Origin of the sequence: Gilliamella apicola, assembly GCF_003202655.1 — a bacterium.
Classification (GTDB): Bacteria; Pseudomonadota; Gammaproteobacteria; order Enterobacterales; family Orbaceae; genus Gilliamella; species Gilliamella apicola_R.
Window position 1 is genome coordinate 1 of record NZ_QGLR01000007.1, and the last position, 20,445, is coordinate 20,445.

Below are 20,445 nucleotides of genomic sequence, written 5' to 3' on the forward strand. Positions count from 1 at the left end.
GTCGCTCTTTGTGGAGGTGACGATTACCTAACAATCGGTCGATTCGTTTGATGTTATGTTTTGTTCTCGCTTTGGTTGGCAGGTTACGGCCAAGTTCGGTAAGAGTGAGAGTTTTACAGTCAAGTAATGCGTGGCAAGCCAACGTTAAGCTGTTGAGTCGTTTTAAGTGTAATTCGGGGCAGAATTGGTAAAGAGAGTCGTGTAAAATATCGAGTTCGCACATCTTGTTGTCTGATTATTGATTTTTCGCGAAACCATTTGATCATATGACAAGATGTGTATCCACCTTAACTTAATGATTTTTACCAAAATCATTAGGGGATTCATCAGTGCTTGGTATAGAAATATTTTTTTCGGAAAGATATCTTTTTAAGTACGTCATAACCTCATCGCTATCTATTTTTTTATCAAGTCCCAAAGAAGCAATAATCAATAGTATTTCTGAATCATCACCTTGCATAACTTGTTTTTCAGCCCAATCAATTATTAGGCCACTAGAATAAAAATATTCTGATGGTGAACCATAATATTGATTAAATCTATAAAGCGATAAAATTTCATCGAGAGATAAATTACTCAATTTTAAAACCTTTTATTTATAAGAAAATACCCATTTAATGTATCTTATCTTACATAAGCGAACAACAAAAAAACGCCCAAATTAGGCGGTTCATAGGTTAACAAATATTAACTACGAGCTAGTTCTTCGGCTTTGGGTAGCCAATCTTGACTAGTATTGATATTAAGCTCTACGTTGGTCCTCATCCCTTTATTTGCTCTTTTACGCATGTAGTCTTTACCGTTTTCTTTCATTGCATAATTAAGCGATGTGCCAAATTGCGTTAGTGATAGCGGATTGTTTAAACCTGTATTGCGGATGTATTCAATATAAGCATGATATAAATATTTTCGGGGGTTAAAGGGCATTATTCCCATATTGCCAATAAACATACCATTGGGATAATCAAGCGCATCAAGATAACTACAAAAATCTACCAAGTGGTCAGATTCGCGTTTAATCGCCGTCGCTTCATCTGATTGTTGTTGCTGGTGTAGTCTTTCTTTAGCTTCTGCTGGACTGGTAAACTCATTTAATAGCAACCTCACAATTGAGGGGAGTTCTTGCTCTATTTTGCTAACCAAGTTTAAATCTCGCTCTTTTTCAGGGATGACCTCGCCAAAGTGAAAGATAACTCTACGCCGTGATATACCGCCGTTACGCTCGTTAAATCTCATTGCCTCGTTATTGATAACCAAGACTACCGCAGGGATTTTACAAGAATAGGGTTGTTTGTGTTTTGGGTCTATTGCGACTTCATCACCGCCAGTAATTGCTTTTAATCCTGCGCCACTACCCATATATCGCGGTTGGTCTGGTAAAATGATAAGAGAGTAACCAACTACTAAGGCCCTATCTCTTGCCTTTTCCAGTGATTCCATTGTGCCTATAACAGTGTTATTCTTGCCCGATAACATAGTTGCGATTTCAGCAAAAACACTTTTACCGCTACCGCCTGCGCCTGTAACCTCTAAGAATAATTGCCAGTCATGACGATTAGCCAATATCATATATAGCGCGGCTAAGATATTTTTAGCCTTATCTTGATTGCCTGATGCTCTTTTTAGCCATTTAGCGAAGTTTGGCGCGTGAGTATCAAAAGATTCATTTTCTTTGGCGGGGTAATAATCAATATCATTACTCACCAATAACCAATCTTGCTTATTGTGAGGTCTGAAAGTTTGTGTCTTCAGCTCATAAACACCATTTTTAAAGCAAATTAAATCCTTTTGAGAACTTCCCATTACAGGTAAAGATAACCTGAGCGATTCAACCGCTGAGCTAATTCGCATAGGGTTAAATGGTTCGCCTGATTGGGTGAATAAATCGGCTAGTGTTCGCATTAATAGTTTATCGCTTATAGGTTGCCATGCGTTATCTTGATAGTGATAGATTTCATCGGTAGTAAGATTAATCGCAAGGTTATTATCATAATATTGATTAAGCAGTTCGGCGCGTTGACTTGATGCCATTTGCGATAGGTTCATGCTTGATAACTCGTTTTGCATGTTATGTTTTGTCATGGTGGATAACTCTGGTTTTATGAGGTTTTTATTAAAATGAGCCAAAGCGTTATCGCTTCCAAATTGTTGCCTATAATCATCCCAATCACATTTATAATCTGTATCAGGAACGGAGTAATAACCATTTACCGCTTGAGCTGCCTCTATTGCTTTAGCTAAGCCCGTATTAGGGCTTTGACCAATATCGTTATCACCTGCAATAATGATTTTAGCGGTAGGGTTTAACTCACGAAGGTCTTTAGCTACATGAATAAGATTACCTGCGTCAATAGCGGATATAACAATAGACTGTTGGCGGAATTCCGCTATAGATATCCCTGTGGCTAAACCCTCACAAATAATAATCTCGGTAGCTGTGAGTAATTCTTTGCTTACCTCGTCAGGTCTGCCCAATTTTGGGCTAACCCATATAAAAGCACCTTTCTTATTTGAGCCTCTCATTAAGCGCTTATTTCCGTTTGGCTCGATAAATTGACCGCCTGTATATTCACTGTTGATATTAATCAAAGGGACAAAGATACGCCCATCATCTAGCAAGGTTAAATCGAACGTTAACCCTTTTTCAGTGAGGTAATCCGATTGACCTAATATTGCTTTAGCTAGCAAATAATTAACCTTTTTACATACAGGATTTTCTGGTATGTTGTTTTGTAGGTCGGATTTCAAATCCGAGCTTGTGGAAGTGTTTCTTAAATTTAAGCATTCGGCTACTTTACTGCTCGCCTCTTTCGCATCATAATGATAATAGTTTTTGATAAGTTCTAAGCCGTCACCGCTACCGCATTGATTGCAGATATAAGTACCGCGCCCATTTTTATTATCAAATCTAAATCTATCTTTACCACCACAGACAGGGCAGGGGCAATGTTTGCCATTACCCACATCAATACCTAATGAACTAAAGATTGATTGCCATTTACCTACCGCTTGAGTGGTAATTTCATTTATTCTCATTACCGCCCCCTTAATGGATTGTCCCGTTAGATTCAGCTTTGATATCTTCGGCTAAATCAATAAACAATGTTGAAAGTAATTCTTGCCCGTATGGGGTTAATGAAATAGGTTTATCTGCGCTTTCTGTGTACATATCTTTCAACATTCCATAAGTGCGATTTAATCCATCCTTTTCTCCGAAATCCTCAATCAAGCATTGCTTAAGATTGATATCTAAACCTAAGACAATTAAATCTTTGTTAATATCAATCTTAGTGCCTTCATGAATAAATACCTGACTATCATTTTTGTTAATCTGCTCAATTAAAAACAGACTTGCTACTATCGCCATAGTTGAATCAACGATGATATGGTGGATTGCGGTTATTTTATTGTTATTATTCATTATCGTTAACTTCCTTATGATTAAGTTTATCGTCAAGTAAATTAATTTGATTGGAAGCAAAGCAAACAACGTTTTTTAATTGTGCTAACAGGTAACCAATGTCACGTGTATCGTCTTTAAATTGTTGTTCCTCATATTCTTCACATTCAGAAGCCCAAAATAACAAATTACCAATAGCACCGATTCCCCATAGAATTGATTGTCTAAGTTCCTCTAAGTGTGCTTTTGCGTGTAATAAGTTTTGTGGTTGGATATCAGCCTGATATAAATTCAAGACAGATAAAAGGTTAGGTAGGTCATATTGCCCATTTTTAGGGCATAGGGTATCATTACTATTAGCCATAGCATTACTCCGTTTAATGTTTGTGGTTAGATAGCTCATTGAGGTGCGAACTCTTTGGGCTATTGTTTTTATTAAAATGTTAAAATTTAATGTGTCCGTACAATATATTTTATTTTGTCCGTACATGTCAACACTATTTTTATTCTTTACTTTAGTGTATATTGTCCGTACTAATAACTTATGAATATCCAATATGGCAAATGAAACCAGTAAGTCAAAACGTAAAGATATCCGCTTTCCACACGAACTAATAGAAAAAATAGACGAGCAATCCAAAAAGGAGAATACCAACTTTTCTGCTTGGGTTATTGCTGCTTGTCGCGAAAAATTAAACAAACCAAACAAGAAATAATGCATTAGCTTAATACCACCAAAAAGTGGTATTTGTTTTTTTATTTTTCTTTTTATGGACATGCAAAACCATTTTTTAAAATTCAACCCCATGCAATGAGTTTTCCGACGCATACGCGCGCGCGTAGTGATAGTAGAAAAATCTTTCCTAACGTGTCGAAAAATTACATCGTAGCGATTCACAGGGAGATTATTTAAGGGTTGGGTATACATCTGTATTGCTAGGTTGTTATATAAGCTTGTAGTCATGATTTAGCCCTCTAACGTGTCCTTAAATTATTAATCGTTTTATTAGTGGCGATTAAGTCAAATTTGGATTGCGCCAATTCAATATCATTATTTTTAATACTTAAATCTGTCATTTTTCATCTCTCTTAACGTGTCAGAAAATTCCCCCTTTTAGCTAAATTTAGGCAAGGGGAAACCGTAACGAATTTTTTCGCTTTGCTTTAAAATCAATTAGTTAATTTGGTGTTTTAGCTAGACACTTATCGCGAGATTGGCTATCATTGGAAGCGTCATTATTCCAGTGTTAGCCCTTTATCATTTCGCGATATAAAGGGTTTTGCTTTATCACCATTAAGCCACCTCTCGACGTTCTACTCTACGAGATTCAAGCCAAGAGTAAATTTCATCAGCGCGATACCCAATGCGACGCAAGCCGATTCTGATTTTTTGGGGAAAGGTTTTATCTTTCTTTTCTAGCGTATAAAGACTAGTGTCAGATTTGAAGTGAAGTAAATTTTTAACTTCTCTTCTGGATAGGATTGCATTTGTCATTTGTTACCTCGTTATAAAAGTTATTAAAACAAGGTAACTGTAGCATTATGGTATAATTAAAATAGGTGGGTTAATTTTTTAATAGTAGTAACTTATTTAATTAAAGTATTCCTATCCATTTATATAGAAAATACAGTAAATAGGCTTACCCCTTTCTTCGTCCTACTTTTCTTAATTCGAAAGGACGCAATACTATATCAACCGCTTCTGCTAAGTTTTTAGATACTCCTTTACCAATTAAATAATCAATTACTTCTTTTTTTGTTGGAGCTGTTTGTTTATTTTCGGTATCATAAGTAGACCAAAATTGCTCAATTATCTCTTGTGTTAACTCCAATCCTTCGGAAGAGTGCTGTGTGTTATTTGGTAATTTTTTTATATTATTATCTTCTATACTGATTTCTTGAATAATAGGGGGAGGGTTTTTTTTAGCTCGATATGGAAGAACTAAGATAACATTTTCATTAGTGACCCATTGATTTAAGGAACTTCTTGTTATTATGGTGTGCCGATAAGACATTGTTTCTGTTCTATCATTTGGATCTATCTTTGTGGCGCTCATCTCATTTAGAAATTCATTATATACATATTTAGCACATATAATTGGCGTTAAAATTCCCCTTCTGATAGAGGTTTCTAACGATAGAGCATAGCCATGAGCTAATTTCCATCTAGAATGATTTATTTGTTTTACTGAATCTAATCCCTCTTTAAAATCGAAGGGATCTAATCCTGCCAATAATAAAGACGCTTGCTCTATAGTAAATTCTTGTACAGCTTTCCAATGCATAACATTAGGATAATCATCACAGTAAATATGTTCCATATACCACCTTTCACGATCTAAAAAAATTTGCGCCAGTTCGTTAGGTTTGCTAATGTTCTGGCATCAGCTTAGGCGAAAATAATACTTTAATATACAGTAATATACATTATAGCACTGTATTTATATACAGTTAAGTGTTTATGATAAAATTGGCAGACTAAAATAATATTTTGAGGATAGGTAAATGAGAGATTTAATAAAAGATAATAATAAATATTTGAGCCGTCGCGCTACATCAAAATATCAGGCTCGCACGGTAGCAAGATAGTTGTAAGCTCTTTGATGGGTTTTTTAAATTCAACCCCATGAAAGGGATTTGTAAGTTGTCTTTATTATGAAGATAACTGCCTTTTATGATTAAATTGGTATCCATTTATTAAATACCTTTTTACTGGATACTTGTTTGGATACCTATATTAAATAGATTTTTAGGTATTTAAATTCCATATGAAGTGGCTCAATTTGAGCATCTAAAACTTGAGCAGGTAACAAGTTTATGCTCTTTGCTTGTCAGGCGGTTAAATTCTTTGATGGTGGCGATACTAGTTCTATGCGCATTGGTTTTGATTTGGCTATAATGCTATTTCCCATAGATTGATGATCTAATGTCTGCTTTTCAGAATAGCCATGATTAGCAAGCATCAATTTAGCAATACTTGCGTTAAACTCACCCTTTAAGCCTTTATTAATTAACTCGACTTCTTGGCGTGCTTTGATAAGTTCTAACATGTCCTTTATCTTTGATTTTCGCCCTGCCATATTACCACCTAACTTACTAATAATAAGGCTATTATAATCCAATAAGGCGAATTATTAGATTGCTTTCTAACGTGTCCAAAAATTCACTAAACCTGCCAAGAGGAGGGGGGAGTAAATTCCTACGACCTTATACGCTCTAAACCGCCTACCCTCATTCATTTTAACGCTAACCCGATTTTTTTAGTTTTTTTTAATGTTACCTTTTCAGTAATCTCCCTGTATGGTGGAAATCACCATAGAGCATTTATTCTTTTCCTCTAATACTAGCCCTGGATCAACCTTAAAATCACCCTAACTTAACATTATGATTAATAATTATTTTATTTTAATGAGAAAATAACGCTACATAAATATATTTATATTTCAATTAGTTAATTACAGGATCAAGATTATTTTAATAATGTGTATAGTAGTGAACAGTAGTGAATACTAGTGAACACCAAAAAATATATATAATAAGTATATAATATATTGATATATATAAATTAATATTAGATTGGTGAATAGTAGTGAACACTTTATATTAAAAGTTTAAGATTATGGGGAGGTAAGAATAAAAACAACCTAATGATTGGCATAGGTAAAGGGTGACATTTGAAAAAGCACCCCTCAGATATGAGGAGTGGTTTAATATGAAGTTATTGAAGTGAGTAACTCAAATTTGAGTTACGGTTTTATCGTAACCCTAATATGGGGCACGGTATGAATAGCGCGATATGGTTAATGATTAACTAGCTTTAAATTGCGGTTACCTGATAGTGAGACATTTCCTTGGCTTGCTTGCTCGACAAAGTCACCCCACCAGTCAAGCATAATACGCTTTTGATGTTCATATTCTGCTTTGTTGTAGGCTCGCCTTACTGCGTTTTTATCTACATGCGATAACGCGCTTTCAATGACATCATAATTAAAGCCTTGTTCGTTTAAAGCGGTACTAGCTAAAGCTCTTAATCCATGCGCAACTAACTTATCTTTGTATCCCATGCGCTTTATTGCCATGTTAGCGGTTTGGCTGCTCATTGGCTTGTTATAAGGCGGTCTTGCTGTTGGGAAAACAAACTCACTTTTATGATTAATAGATTTCATTATCTCAAGTATTTTTATTGCTTGCGGTGATAAGGGTATATTGTGAGGTCTATCCATTTTCATGCGTTCGGCAGGAATACTCCATAATTTTTTATCTAGATTAATTTCTTCCCACTTAGCCCCTACGGCTTCACTTGGTCGCGTTAATGTTAATAACTGCCATTCAATCACGCATCTAGTTTGCAATTCAATCTTTGCCATAGCTAAAGCTTGCATGAACTGCGGTAACTCAGTAGGGGGAATAGTTGGCTGATTTTTTACTTTCGGGCTATTAAATACGTCGGTGATTTTGGCTAGAGGGTTATTATCGATAATTCCCATATTGACAGCATAATACATTATTTCATTAATTCGCCGGCAAACTCTTTTTACTGTTTCGTATTTATTATTGTTATTTAATGGCTGTAATGCGTTAATCGCTTTGATAGCTGTTACTTGGTTTATTGGAATATCTTTTATATAAGGGAAAACATGATTTTCTAATGAACGCCAAGCCTTTTTGAGCGTTTGTTCTTCTAAACCTTGTTCTGTTTTGAATTTGAACCATTTCTCAGCCATAGCGTAAAAGGTATTATTACAAGCTTCTTGCTTACGTTGTTCTTGTTCCGCTTTGTGATGTTGTGGATCTATCCCTTGCTTTATTAATTCTCGCGCTTCATCTCGTTGTTTTCGCGCTTGTTGTAGCGATGTTTCTGGGTATTTACCGAAAGATAATAATGTCTCTTTATGTGATATTGGCTTTTTATATTTAAATCGCCATAATTTAACCCCTGTCGGTTTAACTAACAAAAAAAGACCTCCACCATCAAAATACTTTTTATCCTTACTAGTGGCTTTTAATGCTTTTATTTGTGTGTCAGTTAAGGGAGTAGTTTTTACAGCCATTTTTCACCTTTGGGGGTACGCAATAATAGGGTATTTAATTATACCCCCAAATATACCCCCATTATTTTTGGTTGTAAATGTACCTTACTGATACTTAATGGGCAATAAAATAGACTTTAAGGCTTGTTATTACTGGGTTTGGTGTGCTTTGCAGGGTTTAAAAGAATGTTAATGAATATTGAATTGGTGCCGTGGGCGGGACTTGAACCCGCATGCCCTTAGAGCACTACCCCCTCAAGATAGCGTGTCTACCAATTTCACCACCACGGCGCCGTTTTTATTCTGGAATATCAGATGTCGGATTGATATTCTGAGGTTGTATAACTGGATCAGTAGTTGGAATAACTTGTTTATTACCTTCCGAACTTTCTGTGCTTTGTTGTGTGGTTGTACCATCGCCAATATCTTTAAACTCATCACTTGAACTAATAGTTTTTGAGCTTCCAATATTGGATAAAAGAATACTTAACACAAAAAATAATACACCTAATATTGTGGTTGTGCGTGTAAGGAAGTTGCCACTACCGGATGAGCCAAATAGTGTTGCAGATGCACCTGCCCCAAAAGATGAGCCCATGTCAGCACCTTTTCCGCGCTGTATTAGCACTAAAACGACTATCGCAAGTGCAATAATTAAGTAACCTATAATTAAAAGTTCGTACATTTCAACCTGTCAATTTTTATGTTATACAACAGAATTTATTGATGCGAAATATTAGCGAAAGAGAGAGCAACAAGCAAGTAGATTTTGTTATTTTCTGTATTTATCATAATCAATTGTACGTTTTTAAGGAAAAATCAGTATAATGTCGCCATTTTTAGTTAAGCAAATGCTGTTGTATGAAATTTATTGTTAAACTTTTTCCTGAAATTACCATTAAAAGTGAGTCTGTTCGTTTACGTTTTATTAAAATATTAACCAGTAATATTCGTAATATTTTAAAGCATTCAATTGATGATGTTGCGGTCATCCGTCATTGGGATTTTATTGAAGTTCGTCCTAAAGTTGCAGATAGTGAAAATCAAATTTTAGAGTTATTAACCCATATTCCTGGAATTCATCATATATTAGTGGTGGAAGAGTTTTCTTTTGTTGACCTGCATGATATCTATGAAAATGCTTTCAATCACTATGCGCCTTTAATTGAGAATAAAACATTTTGTGTCAGAGTTAAGCGACGTGGTAAACATGACTTTACTTCAATTGAAGTGGAACGTTATGTTGGCGGAGGACTTAATCAACATGTTGCCACAGCTAAAGTAAAATTAACACGACCTGATGTAACGGTTAATCTTGAAATAGATAAAGATAAACTTTTATTAGTTAAACAACGTCATGCTGGTATTGGTGGTTTTCCAACAGGTACTCAAGAAGATGTCATTTCACTTATTTCTGGGGGATTTGATTCTGGGGTGTCGAGTTATATGTTTATCCGTCGGGGTTGCCGAGTCCATTACTGCTTTTTCAATTTAGGTGGAAAAACGCATGAAATTGGCGTAAAACAGATGGCACATTATTTGTGGCAAAGATTTGGAAGCTCCCATAAGGTTCGTTTTATCGCCATTGATTTTTCAGATGTAGTCGGAGAGATACTTGAAAAAGTTGATGATGGGCAAATGGGGGTTATTCTAAAACGGATGATGATACGCGCCGCGTCTAAAGTTGCACAGCGTTATAATGTTGAAGCGCTGGTCACAGGAGAAGCACTAGGGCAAGTATCAAGCCAAACTTTAACTAATTTACGTTTAATTGATAACGTAAGCGATACTTTAGTGTTACGTCCACTTATCACCCATGATAAAGAAACGATAATTAATCTTGCGCGTCAGATAGGTACGGAAGATATCGCTAAGACTATGCCTGAATTTTGCGGGGTAATATCGAAAAGTCCTACCGTAAAAGCGGTTAAAGAAAAAATAGAAGCCGAAGAACAGAATTTTGACTTTTCTATTTTAGATAAAGCTGTTGAAGAAGCTGAAAATATTGATATTCGTGAAATTGCTAAACAAACGGATAATACAATTACACAAGTTGATACAGTTACAACATTAACAGATAATCAAGTCATAATCGATATTCGTTCGCCAGAAGAGCAAGAAGATAATCCACTGGTCGTTGCTGATGTGGAAGTTAAACTCATACCATTTTATAAATTAGCAACACAATTTGGTGATCTGGATCAGTCAAAGCACTATTTATTGTATTGTGCCAAAGGTGTGATGAGTAAATTACAGGCACTTTATTTGATTGAACAAGGATTCAGTAATGTAAAAGTGTTTAAACTGTAAATCTTAACAATTATTTACTGTATCGTTCCAATTTAGCTATATAATATTTTTGAAATTACTACAACATAATTAACCGATAGCTGTAATAAATGATAAATTTCTTTGTTAATGAGGCTCGTAATGAACAAATTGCTGGTAGTTGATGATGATCAAGAAATTGCTTCAATGTTATGCGAATTACTGGAACTAGAAGGTTTTGAAGTTATAATAGCGAATAATGGTACTCAGGCTTTAGCTAAATTTGATGAGAGCATTGACCTTATTTTACTCGATATTATGATGCCAGGAATTAATGGACTAAGTGTATTAACTGAACTGCGAAATAAATATACGGTTCCAGTAATTTTCCTAACCGCTAAAGATAGTGAATTTGACAAAGTTATTGGTCTTGAGCATGGTGCTGATGACTATATTTTAAAGCCGTTTAATGATAAGGAACTTATTGCGCGAATCAATGCGATTTTGCGTAGAAAACGTTGGGATGATCAAGCTAACAAATCAGGTGAAAAATCAGCGCAATATTCTTTTGATAAACTTGTTGTGAATAGTAAACAACAATCTGTTTTATTTGATGATAAGTATATTGAATTAACCGGCACTGAGTTTCAAATATTATTACAACTTCTCGAAAATGCTGGCAAAATAATTTCTAGAGATGATTTAAGTGAAAACGTGTTGGGTAAAGAATTTTTACCGTTAGCTCGTTCAATTGATGTTCATGTTTCTAATTTGCGTAAAAAACTTCCACCACGAAGTGATGGATTACCGTGGATTAAAACATTACGCTCAAAAGGATATCTATTTGTTGTTGATCAGGATATTGATTTATCGCAGAATTAGATTTTTCTCTGTTATGGTAAGAATATATGTGGATTTTTGATCGCTTAACCGTTAGAATTTTCGCCATATTCTTACTTACCATTGCTTTCTTTCTTAGCCTTGTTATGGCATTGCCTGAACTTGATTCTCGTAATTTAACTTACTTAGCCAATAAAGATAGAGAAAGTGGCAATCTATTAGCAAATGCAATTGAAAAAGATTTAACTAAGATTCCTAAAGATAGTTTTCGTTGGTGGATGAGATTCATTGTTGTTATGGATAATCATCAAAAAACGGGGCAACAGCTATTTATTGTTACGCCAAATCAACAAATTATTACCGCGGATACTCAAAATATCGATTTAGTGAAAAGTTTTAGTGAAAAATCGCATGATGTTGATGATCCTGCTAAGCAAATTTATGATAACCAAGAAATTATTGGTCCTTTCTTGCTACATTATGCTAATGAAGAATATCAATTATATCTACTGCAACCTGCATCAGATATTCAGTCACAATTTGTTAACTTAATTTTTGACCATCCCTTCTTACTTTTAACCTTAACCATATTGGCAAGCTCGCCTTTTTTGCTGTGGTTGTCTTGGAGTATCGCTAGGCCAGCACGAGGCTTGAGATTGGTGGCTGAGCAAGTGGCTAAAGGGAATCTACAACAGTGGCCTGAATTAGAAAAAGTTGGATCATATGAATATAAAGCAACCGGTGCAAGTTTTAACCATATGCTTAGAGAGTTAAAACGGATGCAAGAGTTACAGCAACGGTTGTTTTCGGATATTTCACATGAATTGCGGACTCCATTAACCCGATTACAATTAGCAGCTTCACTGTTGCGCCGTAAACAGGGTGAAAGTAACGAGGTTTTACGGATAAGCAATGAAGCGATAAAACTTGATTCAATGATTGGCGATTTGCTGATGTTAGCCAGAAATCAACATGATAATAATGAAGTTCGTGAATTTAAAAAGTTAGATGAATTATTTAAAGATGTTTTGAATAATGCGGCTTTTGAAGCAAATCAAATAGCGAAACAGTTTTCTATTCATAATCCTTCAACAAATCATACCATTTTATGTTATCCGATGGCGTTATGTAGTGCACTTGAGAATGTAATAAGGAATGCATTTCGTTACTCAAATCAACGAATCGATGTAGATTTTATTATTCAACAAAAAACAGTAACTATCACTATTGATGATGATGGCCCCGGTGTTGCCGAGAGTGAGCTAGAGCAAATTTTTAGACCGTTTTATCGTACTAATGAGGCACGTGATCGTGAATCTGGTGGTACAGGTTTAGGTCTAGCCATTGTGGCTAATGCGATTACTCGGGATAATGGCACAGTTAGAGCTGAGAAAAGCCACTTAGGTGGACTTAGAATTGTGATAGAATTACCACTTCAAAAATATTAACAGTTAAGAGAAATAATTGTGTCGACTGCACCTTTAAATGTTGTTTTATTTGAACCCGAAATTCCTGCTAACACCGGCAATATCATTCGGTTATGTGCTAATACTGGTTTTAATTTACATATTATTGAGCCAATGGGATTTTATTGGGATGATAAAAAATTGCGACGAGCTGGACTCGATTATCAGGAATTTGTTGATGTAAAACGTTATAAAAATCTTGAACATTTTTTGGCTGATAACCACCTTGATTTAGCTTCTCAAGTTTATGCCTTAACGACAAAAGGTCAAAAACCACATAGTGAAGTAAATTATCATCAAAATGATTTTTTGATGTTTGGTCCAGAAACGCGAGGCCTACCAGCCAAAGTCCTTGATGCATTACCGCAAGATAGGAAAATTCGTATTCCAATGACTGCCAATAGTCGAAGTATGAATCTGTCTAATTCTGTCGCTGTCGTCGTTTATGAGTCTTGGCGACAACTTAACTATATTGGAGCAAAATAAATTTAAATTTGCAGTGATTTTTAATGGTTAATTACACAAGAATAGAAAGATGATTGTTGATTGTTGATTGTTGATTGTTGATTGTTGATTGTTGATTGTTGATTGTTGATTGTTGATTGTTGATTGTTGATTGTTGATTGTTGGGGGTGACAAAAAACCTCCTCAACTTAAAAATCTAATGTGACTATTTCATTTATAAAAAAGAGGTCATATCGACCTCTTTTATTTAAATAATTATTTTACGCGTGAAACGTATTCACCAGAGCGCGTATCAACTTTAAGTACTTCACCAATTTGTACAAATAAAGGAACACGTACTACCGCACCGGTTGATAATGTTGCTGGTTTACCGCCGGTTCCTGCTGTATCACCTTTTAAACCTGGATCAGTTTCAATTACTTCAAGTTCAACAAAGTTTGGTGGTGTCACAGCAATCGGTTGACCATTCCATAATGTTAAGATACATTCAGCTTGATCCACTAACCATTTAGCATTGTCACCTACCGCTTTTGCATCCGCGGAAAGTTGCTCAAAAGTATCATTATTCATAAAATGCCAAAACTCACCGTCGGTGTAAAGATAAGTTAGGTTCATATCTACGACATCAGCTGCTTCAACAGATTCACCTGATTTGAATGTTTTATCAACTGTTTTACCAGAAAGTAATTTTTTAATTTTAACGCGGTTGATTGCTTGTCCTTTACCTGGTTTATAAAATTCATTTTCAACGATCACACACGGCTCGCCATCTTGCATTATTTTAAGACCAGCTTTAAACTCATTAGTACTATAAGATGCCATAAAAGCTCCAACTATCATTCTGAATTACAAAAATGAGCCATATTATACAGCAAAATGTTGAACAACCAAATAAAGATGAGTGGATTTTTGATCTCGCTAATGTGGTGACAGACATCAAAAAGCTCTATCGTTGTTTGGATTTAGATCCCAACGTTATTTCTCTACCGATGTTGCAGGCGCGAAAGCAATTTCCGCTACGAGTGCCTATGGCCTTTATCAATCGGATGAAAAAAGGCGACAGTCAAGATCCGTTGCTATTGCAAGTACTTTGTGATGAGCAAGAATTAATAAATGTACCCGGTTTTAGTAAAGATCCCCTTGACGAGCAACATAATGATGTTCCGGGGTTGCTACATAAATATCATAATCGCGCATTATTAATGACCAAAACCGCCTGTGCAATTAATTGTCGTTACTGTTTTAGGCGACATTTTCCTTATCATGATAATCAAGGTAATAAAAAAAATATTAGTGCAGCATTAGCGTATATTGCAGATCATAGCGAACTGGATGAAATTATTCTTTCCGGAGGTGATCCGTTAATGGCAAAAGATCACGAAATGGCTTTGTTAATAGCTGAACTAGAGAAAATTCCACATATCAAACGGTTACGTATTCATAGCCGTTTGGCGGTGGTGATACCTAATCGTATTACTTCTGAGTTATGTCGTTTATTTGCCAAAACGCGTTTACAAATTATATTAGTTACTCATATTAATCATCCCAATGAAATCGATGATGATGTTACCAATGCCGTTAAATCTTTAAAGAATAGTAATGTAACCGTATTGAATCAAAGTGTTTTATTGAAAAATATTAATGATAATGCTGATGTACTAGCGGAGTTAAGCAATAAATTATTTTCAATTGGTATTTTGCCTTACTACATTCATTTACTTGATAAAGTACAAGGTGCGGCTCATTTTTTAATCGATGATGATACGGCAAGGCAAATTATGCAGCAACTGGCCAAAAAGGTATCGGGTTATTTGGTGCCTAAATTAGCTCGAGAAGTTGGTGGTGAAGAAAGTAAACGCGTTTTAGCTATTAATGATTAATAAAAGTACTAATTAATTTGATGATGTCCTTACAATTTATGTATCAAAATCTCGTTGACGAAAAATAAAATAGACTCTATAATTCCGACCTCTTTAATTAATGCTGTGGAGTTTTTACTCTACTACTTGTTGATAAATTAGATTTGGATATAAATCGTCATGAAACGCACATTTCAACCATCAGTATTAAAACGCAATAGAACTCACGGTTTCCGTGCTCGTATGGCTACTAAAAACGGTCGTCAAGTTCTTGCTCGTCGTCGCGCTAAAGGCCGTGTTCGTTTAACTGTTGCTAGTTAAAAAGTTGGGTGACTAAACTCACTTTTCCTCGGGAGTTACGCTTGTTAACTCCCTTAGATTTTAATCTTGTCTTTCAAGAATCTATTCGCGCAGGTTCCCCTTTTCTGACTTTGGTTACACGTAAGAACTCACTAAATCATCCTAGATTAGGTTTTGCTATAGCCAAAAAACAGGTTAAACGAGCGCATGAGCGTAATCGAATTAAACGATTAGCTAAAGAATATTTTCGTCATCACCAACATCAGTTTCCTAATATCGATTTTATTTTGATGGCTAAACAGCCTGTTATACAATTGAATAATCAACAATTAGTTGAGACATTAGATAAACTATGTCAGCAAATCATCAAAAAACAAAAAAATTAAACAAGCTATTATTGATCATTAAACAGCATGTTTATGCAGTTAAATATATGATTGTTAATGTTTTTGTTTTTATTATCAAGCTATATCAACATGTCATTAGCCCACTATTGGGCCCAAAATGTCGCTTTACTCCTAGCTGTTCACAATATGCAATAATTGCATTTAGACGCTTCGGATTGATAAAAGGTGGTTGGCTAACGCTCAAACGTGTATTAAAATGTCACCCTTTACATGAAGGAGGAGAAGATTTTGTTCCTCCTAAGAAAATTAAAACCAATAGAGAAAAACACTAATGGGATCTCAACGTAATATTTTAGTCATTGCTTTACTTTTTGTCTCTTTCCTAGTTTGGAGAGCTTGGGAAGAGGATCATGCACCAAAACCGCCAGTCGCTAACCAATTGACACAACAAATAGGTGAAGATAATTCATCGGCGGATTCTGCGCAAGGTAAAACAATCACAATAAAATCTGATGTATTGTCATTAACGGTTAATACCTATGGTGGCGATGTACAAGCTGCCCAATTGTTGAAATATGAGCAGACTCTTCATTCAGGTACACCTTTTCAACTATTAACCTCAACCCCGGATTTTATTTACATTGCTGAAAGTGGATTAACCGGCAAAGATGGTCCAGATAATGCTAGCCAAGGTTCAAAAAGACCTGTGTATCAAACAGCTCAATCTGAGTATGTTTTAGCTGATGGTCAAGATGAGTTAAAAGTTCCATTTACCTATCAAGTTAATGGCGCAACCTTTACTAAATATTACATCTTACATCGTGGTAATTATGCTATTGATGTACAGTACGAGGTAAATAACCAGAGCAAAAATCCTTTAGAAGTGGCAATGTATGGTCAGTTAAAACAAACAATTGAACTACCAAAAGATGCCGTTACTGAAGGCGGTGGCGGATTAGGGTTAAGCGCGTTCCGTGGTACAGCTTACTCTAGTGCTGATACCAATTATAGTAAATATAGTTTCGATGATATTAAAGATAAAGCGTTAAAAGTAGAAACAAATACAGGTTGGATTGCCATGTTGCAACACTATTTTGCTTCTGCTTGGATTCCTGCGCAGGATCAGAATAATCTATTTTATTCACGTTCAACCGCAAAAAATTCCCAAGCGACAATTGGCTTTAAAGGTGAAACAACCGTTATTCAACCGGGTAAAACACAATCAATTAATGCTAAATTATGGTTAGGTCCTGAAATTCAAAGTGAATTGAAAGAAACGGCTAATCATCTTGATTTAATCGTGGATTATGGTTGGTTATGGTTCTTATCTCAACCACTGTTTTATTTATTAAAATTTATCCATAGTTTTATTGGAAACTGGGGCTTCTCAATAATAGTTATCACCTTTATTGTGCGGGGTATTTTATTCCCACTCACGCGAGCACAGTACCGTTCAATGGCTAAAATGAAGTTATTACAACCTCGTTTACAGGCACTAAAAGAGCGTTATGGTGATGATAGACAAAAAATGAGCATGGAAACCATGGCACTTTATAGACAAGAGAAAGTTAATCCTCTTGGCGGTTGTTTACCATTGTTGATCCAAATGCCGATCTTCTTGTCTCTATTTTATATGTTAGGTAACACGGTTGAGCTACGTCATGCGCCATTTGCACTTTGGATCCATGACTTATCGGCACAAGACCCATATTATATTTTCCCATTATTAATGGGGGCGACCATGTTCTTAATTCAGAAGATGTCACCAACTCCGGTTACCGATCCGTTACAACAAAAATTAATGACTTATATGCCATTAATCTTTACGGTATTCTTTTTATGGTTCCCATCAGGTCTAGTTTTATACTATATCGTAAGTAACTTATTTACTATTGCACAGCAACGTGTAATTTACTGGGAGCTTGAGAAAAAAGGTCTCCATGAGAAGAAAAAGAAATAGTATTGATAAAAAGGAGGAGTAAAATCCTCCTTTTTAGTAGTTAATTTTCGAGTATTGATGCGATGAATATACAAAAACAATTTAATTTAGTAGGTAATGAAAAAGGTTACTGGTTCGTTAGCAAAAATGGCCGATTATGGTTGCCTAATGGTGAGGTTCCTAATGGTGTTGCGAGTGAATTTGGTTTTACCAATAAATTAGCTCAATCAATCGGTGAATGGAATGGGCAAACTGCATGGTTGATTTGCCAAGAAATGCAAGATTCAATGGGTTCGATTAGACCTTTACTCAATATTGGCGATCAATCATTATTTAATATGGCTGGCAGGGCAGTACAGTTGTCAGAGTTTTATCGTTCTCATAAATATTGCGGTTATTGTGGTCATGAGATGTATATCAGTCAAACCGAATGGTGTTGTCTATGTGATCATTGCCAGCAACGTTATTACCCACAAATTTCACCATCCATTATTGTCGCTATTCGCAATAAAAATAAAATTTTATTGGCTAAACATGTAAGGCATAATCAAGATAATTTATATACTGTATTAGCGGGTTTTACAGAGATTGGTGAAACCATGGAAATGACAGTCGCTCGTGAAGTGTATGAAGAGTCAAAGATAAAAATTAAAAATATTCGTTATGTTGGTTCTCAACCTTGGCCATTCCCTAACTCCATGATGATGGCTTACTTAGCTGATTACGAGAGTGGCGAAATTACCATCGATAAAAATGAGTTGATGGAAGCAAATTGGTATCACTATTCTCAATTACCTAAAATACCAGAGTATGGCACGATCGCAAGGCGTTTGATTGAAGATACCCTAATACTTTGCCGTGAATATGATGAATATGGTGAGTAAAACTCATCATATTCACACTATCTAATAATTTATAGATATTCGATAGTTCTGATTAAATTAATCTTATTAGAAGCATCTCTTATTGCTGTATAACTAACTGAAGCTTAGTCGTAAGTTGCCCGTTGAAGCTAGTTGAGTTAAAACTTTTATCGCTCTTGGTTATTGAGCCATTGCGCCACTTGTTTGGCAAAATAAGTTAAAACACCATCTGCCCCAGCTCGTTTAAAGCAAAGTAACGATTCCATGATGACCGATTTTTCATCCAACCAACCGTTTTCGATTGCGGCCATCAACATTGCATATTCGCCAGATACTTGATAGGCAAAGGTTGGTACCGCAAAAGTATCTTTTACTTTACGCACAATATCTAGATAAGGTAAACCGGGTTTAACCATTACCATGTCAGCACCTTCACTTAAATCTTGGTAAATTTCTTGTAATGCTTCATTAGCGTTGGCCGGATCGAGTTGATACGTTTTTTTATTGCCACCTTTAATATTTTTCGCGGAACCAACGGCATCACGGAAAGGACCATAGAAGCTCGAGGCATATTTGGCTGAATAAGCCATTATCTGAGTATTAACAAAATGATGTGACTCTAAAGCATTACGAATGGCGCCAATTCGACCATCCATCATATCGCTTGGTGCGATGATATCCGCCCCTGCATCGGCTTGAACTAATGCTTGTTTTGTTAAAGCTTCGACAGATATATCATTGAGAACATAACCGTTATCATCAATAATGCCATCTTGACCGTGTGTTGTATATGGATCAAGCGCGACATCCGTTAAAACTCCAAGTTCTGGTAACGCTTTTTTTAATGCTCGAATTGCTTTGGGAATCAATCCGTTTTCGTTATATGCTTCTTCAGCTAATAATGATTTTGCCGAAGGTTCAATAGCAGGAAACAAAGACAGTACCGGAATACCTAATTTAGCAACTTGTTCGGCTTCTTGCAGTAATACATCTATGCTCATTCGTTTAACATTGGGCATTGAAGCTACCGATTGAATAATATTTTTTCCTTCAACGATAAAAACTGGATAAATTAAATCATCTACAGTTAAATGATTTTCTGCAACCAAACGGCGGCTAAAATCATGAGCACGATTACGACGTAAGCGTCGTTGAGGGTATTGGCCGGTAATGATTGTCGACATAAAAACACCTATATTTTTGATTGAACGGTTTTATTATCTGACTCAAGAGCGAGATTAGCAAATAATTTATAGTGGCATAATTATACGATATTTTACTTTACAAGTTATATGGAATAGAGGTAAAATTGCGCACTGATTTTTAGTCCCTAGTGATATTAACCAAATTTGAGGTGAGAGGCACATGCCAGTAATTAAAGTACGTGAAAATGAACCTTTCGATGTAGCATTACGTCGTTTTAAACGTTCTTGCGAAAAAGCAGGAGTTTTAGCTGAAGTTCGTAACCGTGAATTTTACGAAAAGCCAACAACTATTCGTAAACGCGCAAAAGCAGCTGCTGTTAAACGCCACGCTAAGAAATTAGAAAGAGAAAACGCTCGTCGCACTCGTCTATATTAATATTTATACGGAAAATATAAATTCATTTATATTTTTGATATAAAAATTCTAACAAGCCGTACTATGACTACGGCTTGTTGTCTTTGC

Annotated in this window: 24 protein-coding genes, 1 tRNA gene and 1 pseudogene; 12 read left to right on the top strand and 14 right to left on the bottom strand. The window is 35.5% G+C overall.

Annotated elements, in window-relative coordinates; all coding sequences use genetic code 11:
* The 5 genes and pseudogenes from DKK70_RS02845 to DKK70_RS02870 all read right to left on the bottom strand — a co-directional run.
* A pseudogene (locus tag DKK70_RS02845) lies at positions 1-223 on the bottom strand (IS4 family transposase); the annotation flags it as partial.
* 69 nt (positions 224-292) lie between these two features.
* The gene (locus tag DKK70_RS02855; protein WP_065578160.1) at positions 293-580 is read right to left on the bottom strand and encodes a hypothetical protein; all 288 of its coding nucleotides are present in this window, start codon (positions 578-580) and stop codon (positions 293-295) included.
* 107 nt (positions 581-687) lie between these two features.
* On the bottom strand, positions 688-3,036 hold the full coding sequence (locus tag DKK70_RS02860; protein WP_034884437.1) for a primase-helicase zinc-binding domain-containing protein: 2,349 nt from the start codon (positions 3,034-3,036) through the stop codon (positions 688-690).
* Between the two features lie 10 nt (positions 3,037-3,046).
* Positions 3,047-3,421 carry a hypothetical protein gene (locus tag DKK70_RS02865; protein WP_034884440.1) on the bottom strand — a complete coding sequence of 125 codons (375 nt, stop codon included), beginning with the start codon at positions 3,419-3,421 and terminating at the stop codon, positions 3,047-3,049.
* Positions 3,414-3,764: a hypothetical protein gene (locus DKK70_RS02870; RefSeq protein ID WP_081296696.1), complete on the bottom strand. Its 351-nt coding sequence runs from the start codon at positions 3,762-3,764 to the stop codon at positions 3,414-3,416. The genes DKK70_RS02865 and DKK70_RS02870 overlap by 8 nt, the downstream gene beginning before the upstream one ends.
* 193 nt (positions 3,765-3,957) lie before the next feature.
* Here DKK70_RS02870 and DKK70_RS02875 point away from each other — a divergent pair, with 193 nt between their 5' ends.
* Entirely contained in the window at positions 3,958-4,116 is a 159-nt protein-coding gene (locus DKK70_RS02875; protein WP_108720850.1) for a YlcI/YnfO family protein, read from the top strand.
* 578 nt (positions 4,117-4,694) lie between these two features.
* Here the strand turns inward: DKK70_RS02875 and DKK70_RS02880 are convergent.
* The 6 genes from DKK70_RS02880 to secG all read right to left on the bottom strand — a co-directional run bounded on the left by DKK70_RS02880 (position 4,695) and on the right by secG (position 9,115).
* Positions 4,695-4,895 (bottom strand): helix-turn-helix transcriptional regulator, encoded by a 201-nt coding sequence (locus tag DKK70_RS02880; protein ID WP_034882777.1) that lies wholly within the window; start codon positions 4,893-4,895, stop codon positions 4,695-4,697.
* A 145-nt stretch (positions 4,896-5,040) separates the two neighbouring features.
* The gene (locus DKK70_RS02885; protein WP_034882779.1) at positions 5,041-5,721 is read right to left on the bottom strand and encodes a hypothetical protein; all 681 of its coding nucleotides are present in this window, start codon (positions 5,719-5,721) and stop codon (positions 5,041-5,043) included.
* 510 nt (positions 5,722-6,231) lie between these two features.
* Positions 6,232-6,480: a terminase small subunit gene (locus DKK70_RS02890; protein ID WP_065578158.1), complete on the bottom strand. Its 249-nt coding sequence runs from the start codon at positions 6,478-6,480 to the stop codon at positions 6,232-6,234.
* Between the two features lie 720 nt (positions 6,481-7,200).
* On the bottom strand, positions 7,201-8,451 hold the full coding sequence (locus tag DKK70_RS02895; RefSeq protein ID WP_034882780.1) for an integrase domain-containing protein: 1,251 nt from the start codon (positions 8,449-8,451) through the stop codon (positions 7,201-7,203).
* A 184-nt stretch (positions 8,452-8,635) separates the two neighbouring features.
* Positions 8,636-8,721: transfer RNA gene (locus DKK70_RS02900), tRNA-Leu, on the bottom strand.
* A 7-nt stretch (positions 8,722-8,728) separates the two neighbouring features.
* Positions 8,729-9,115 carry a preprotein translocase subunit SecG gene (gene secG / locus DKK70_RS02905; protein WP_110432657.1) on the bottom strand — a complete coding sequence of 129 codons (387 nt, stop codon included), beginning with the start codon at positions 9,113-9,115 and terminating at the stop codon, positions 8,729-8,731.
* 176 nt (positions 9,116-9,291) lie between these two features.
* Here secG and thiI point away from each other — a divergent pair, with 176 nt between their 5' ends.
* The 4 genes from thiI to trmL all read left to right on the top strand — a co-directional run bounded on the left by thiI (position 9,292) and on the right by trmL (position 13,490).
* Complete coding sequence (thiI, locus tag DKK70_RS02910) at positions 9,292-10,740, top strand: tRNA uracil 4-sulfurtransferase ThiI (protein WP_110432658.1); 1,449 nt, start codon at positions 9,292-9,294, stop codon at positions 10,738-10,740.
* Between the two features lie 120 nt (positions 10,741-10,860).
* Complete coding sequence (locus DKK70_RS02915) at positions 10,861-11,580, top strand: response regulator (protein WP_110432659.1); 720 nt, start codon at positions 10,861-10,863, stop codon at positions 11,578-11,580.
* Positions 11,581-11,612: 32 nt separating this feature from the next.
* Entirely contained in the window at positions 11,613-12,986 is a 1,374-nt protein-coding gene (gene cpxA, locus DKK70_RS02920; RefSeq protein WP_110432833.1) for an envelope stress sensor histidine kinase CpxA, read from the top strand.
* 18 nt (positions 12,987-13,004) lie between these two features.
* Positions 13,005-13,490 (top strand): tRNA (uridine(34)/cytosine(34)/5-carboxymethylaminomethyluridine(34)-2'-O)-methyltransferase TrmL, encoded by a 486-nt coding sequence (trmL, locus tag DKK70_RS02925; RefSeq protein WP_110432660.1) that lies wholly within the window; start codon positions 13,005-13,007, stop codon positions 13,488-13,490.
* A 27-nt stretch (positions 13,491-13,517) separates the two neighbouring features.
* Here trmL and DKK70_RS17135 read toward each other — a convergent pair whose 3' ends face one another.
* Both DKK70_RS17135 and efp read right to left on the bottom strand, forming a co-directional pair.
* The gene (locus DKK70_RS17135; RefSeq protein ID WP_258363893.1) at positions 13,518-13,643 is read right to left on the bottom strand and encodes a hypothetical protein; all 126 of its coding nucleotides are present in this window, start codon (positions 13,641-13,643) and stop codon (positions 13,518-13,520) included.
* An 81-nt stretch (positions 13,644-13,724) separates the two neighbouring features.
* Positions 13,725-14,291, bottom strand: a complete 567-nt coding sequence (efp, locus tag DKK70_RS02930; RefSeq protein ID WP_034882790.1) for an elongation factor P — start codon at positions 14,289-14,291, stop codon at positions 13,725-13,727.
* A 32-nt stretch (positions 14,292-14,323) separates the two neighbouring features.
* Between efp and epmB the strand changes: the two genes are divergently transcribed.
* From epmB to nudC, 6 genes are all read left to right on the top strand, one after another.
* Complete coding sequence (gene epmB / locus DKK70_RS02935) at positions 14,324-15,349, top strand: EF-P beta-lysylation protein EpmB (protein ID WP_110432661.1); 1,026 nt, start codon at positions 14,324-14,326, stop codon at positions 15,347-15,349.
* 159 nt (positions 15,350-15,508) lie between these two features.
* On the top strand, positions 15,509-15,649 hold the full coding sequence (gene rpmH, locus DKK70_RS02940) for a 50S ribosomal protein L34 (protein ID WP_025314679.1): 141 nt from the start codon (positions 15,509-15,511) through the stop codon (positions 15,647-15,649).
* 8 nt (positions 15,650-15,657) lie between these two features.
* Positions 15,658-16,014 carry a ribonuclease P protein component gene (gene rnpA / locus DKK70_RS02945; protein ID WP_110432662.1) on the top strand — a complete coding sequence of 119 codons (357 nt, stop codon included), beginning with the start codon at positions 15,658-15,660 and terminating at the stop codon, positions 16,012-16,014.
* A 47-nt stretch (positions 16,015-16,061) separates the two neighbouring features.
* The gene (gene yidD / locus DKK70_RS02950; protein WP_034882864.1) at positions 16,062-16,307 is read left to right on the top strand and encodes a membrane protein insertion efficiency factor YidD; all 246 of its coding nucleotides are present in this window, start codon (positions 16,062-16,064) and stop codon (positions 16,305-16,307) included.
* Entirely contained in the window at positions 16,307-17,935 is a 1,629-nt protein-coding gene (gene yidC / locus DKK70_RS02955) for a membrane protein insertase YidC (protein ID WP_110432663.1), read from the top strand. The genes yidD and yidC overlap by 1 nt, the downstream gene beginning before the upstream one ends.
* Positions 17,936-17,997: 62 nt before the next feature.
* Positions 17,998-18,798, top strand: coding sequence for an NAD(+) diphosphatase (gene nudC, locus DKK70_RS02960; protein ID WP_110432664.1), 801 nt, complete (start codon positions 17,998-18,000; stop codon positions 18,796-18,798).
* A 146-nt stretch (positions 18,799-18,944) separates the two neighbouring features.
* Here nudC and hemB read toward each other — a convergent pair whose 3' ends face one another.
* Complete coding sequence (gene hemB / locus DKK70_RS02965) at positions 18,945-19,961, bottom strand: porphobilinogen synthase (RefSeq protein WP_110432665.1); 1,017 nt, start codon at positions 19,959-19,961, stop codon at positions 18,945-18,947.
* Positions 19,962-20,142: 181 nt separating this feature from the next.
* Between hemB and rpsU the strand changes: the two genes are divergently transcribed.
* Entirely contained in the window at positions 20,143-20,358 is a 216-nt protein-coding gene (gene rpsU / locus DKK70_RS02970) for a 30S ribosomal protein S21 (RefSeq protein WP_034882800.1), read from the top strand.
* Positions 20,359-20,445 lie beyond the last annotated feature (87 nt).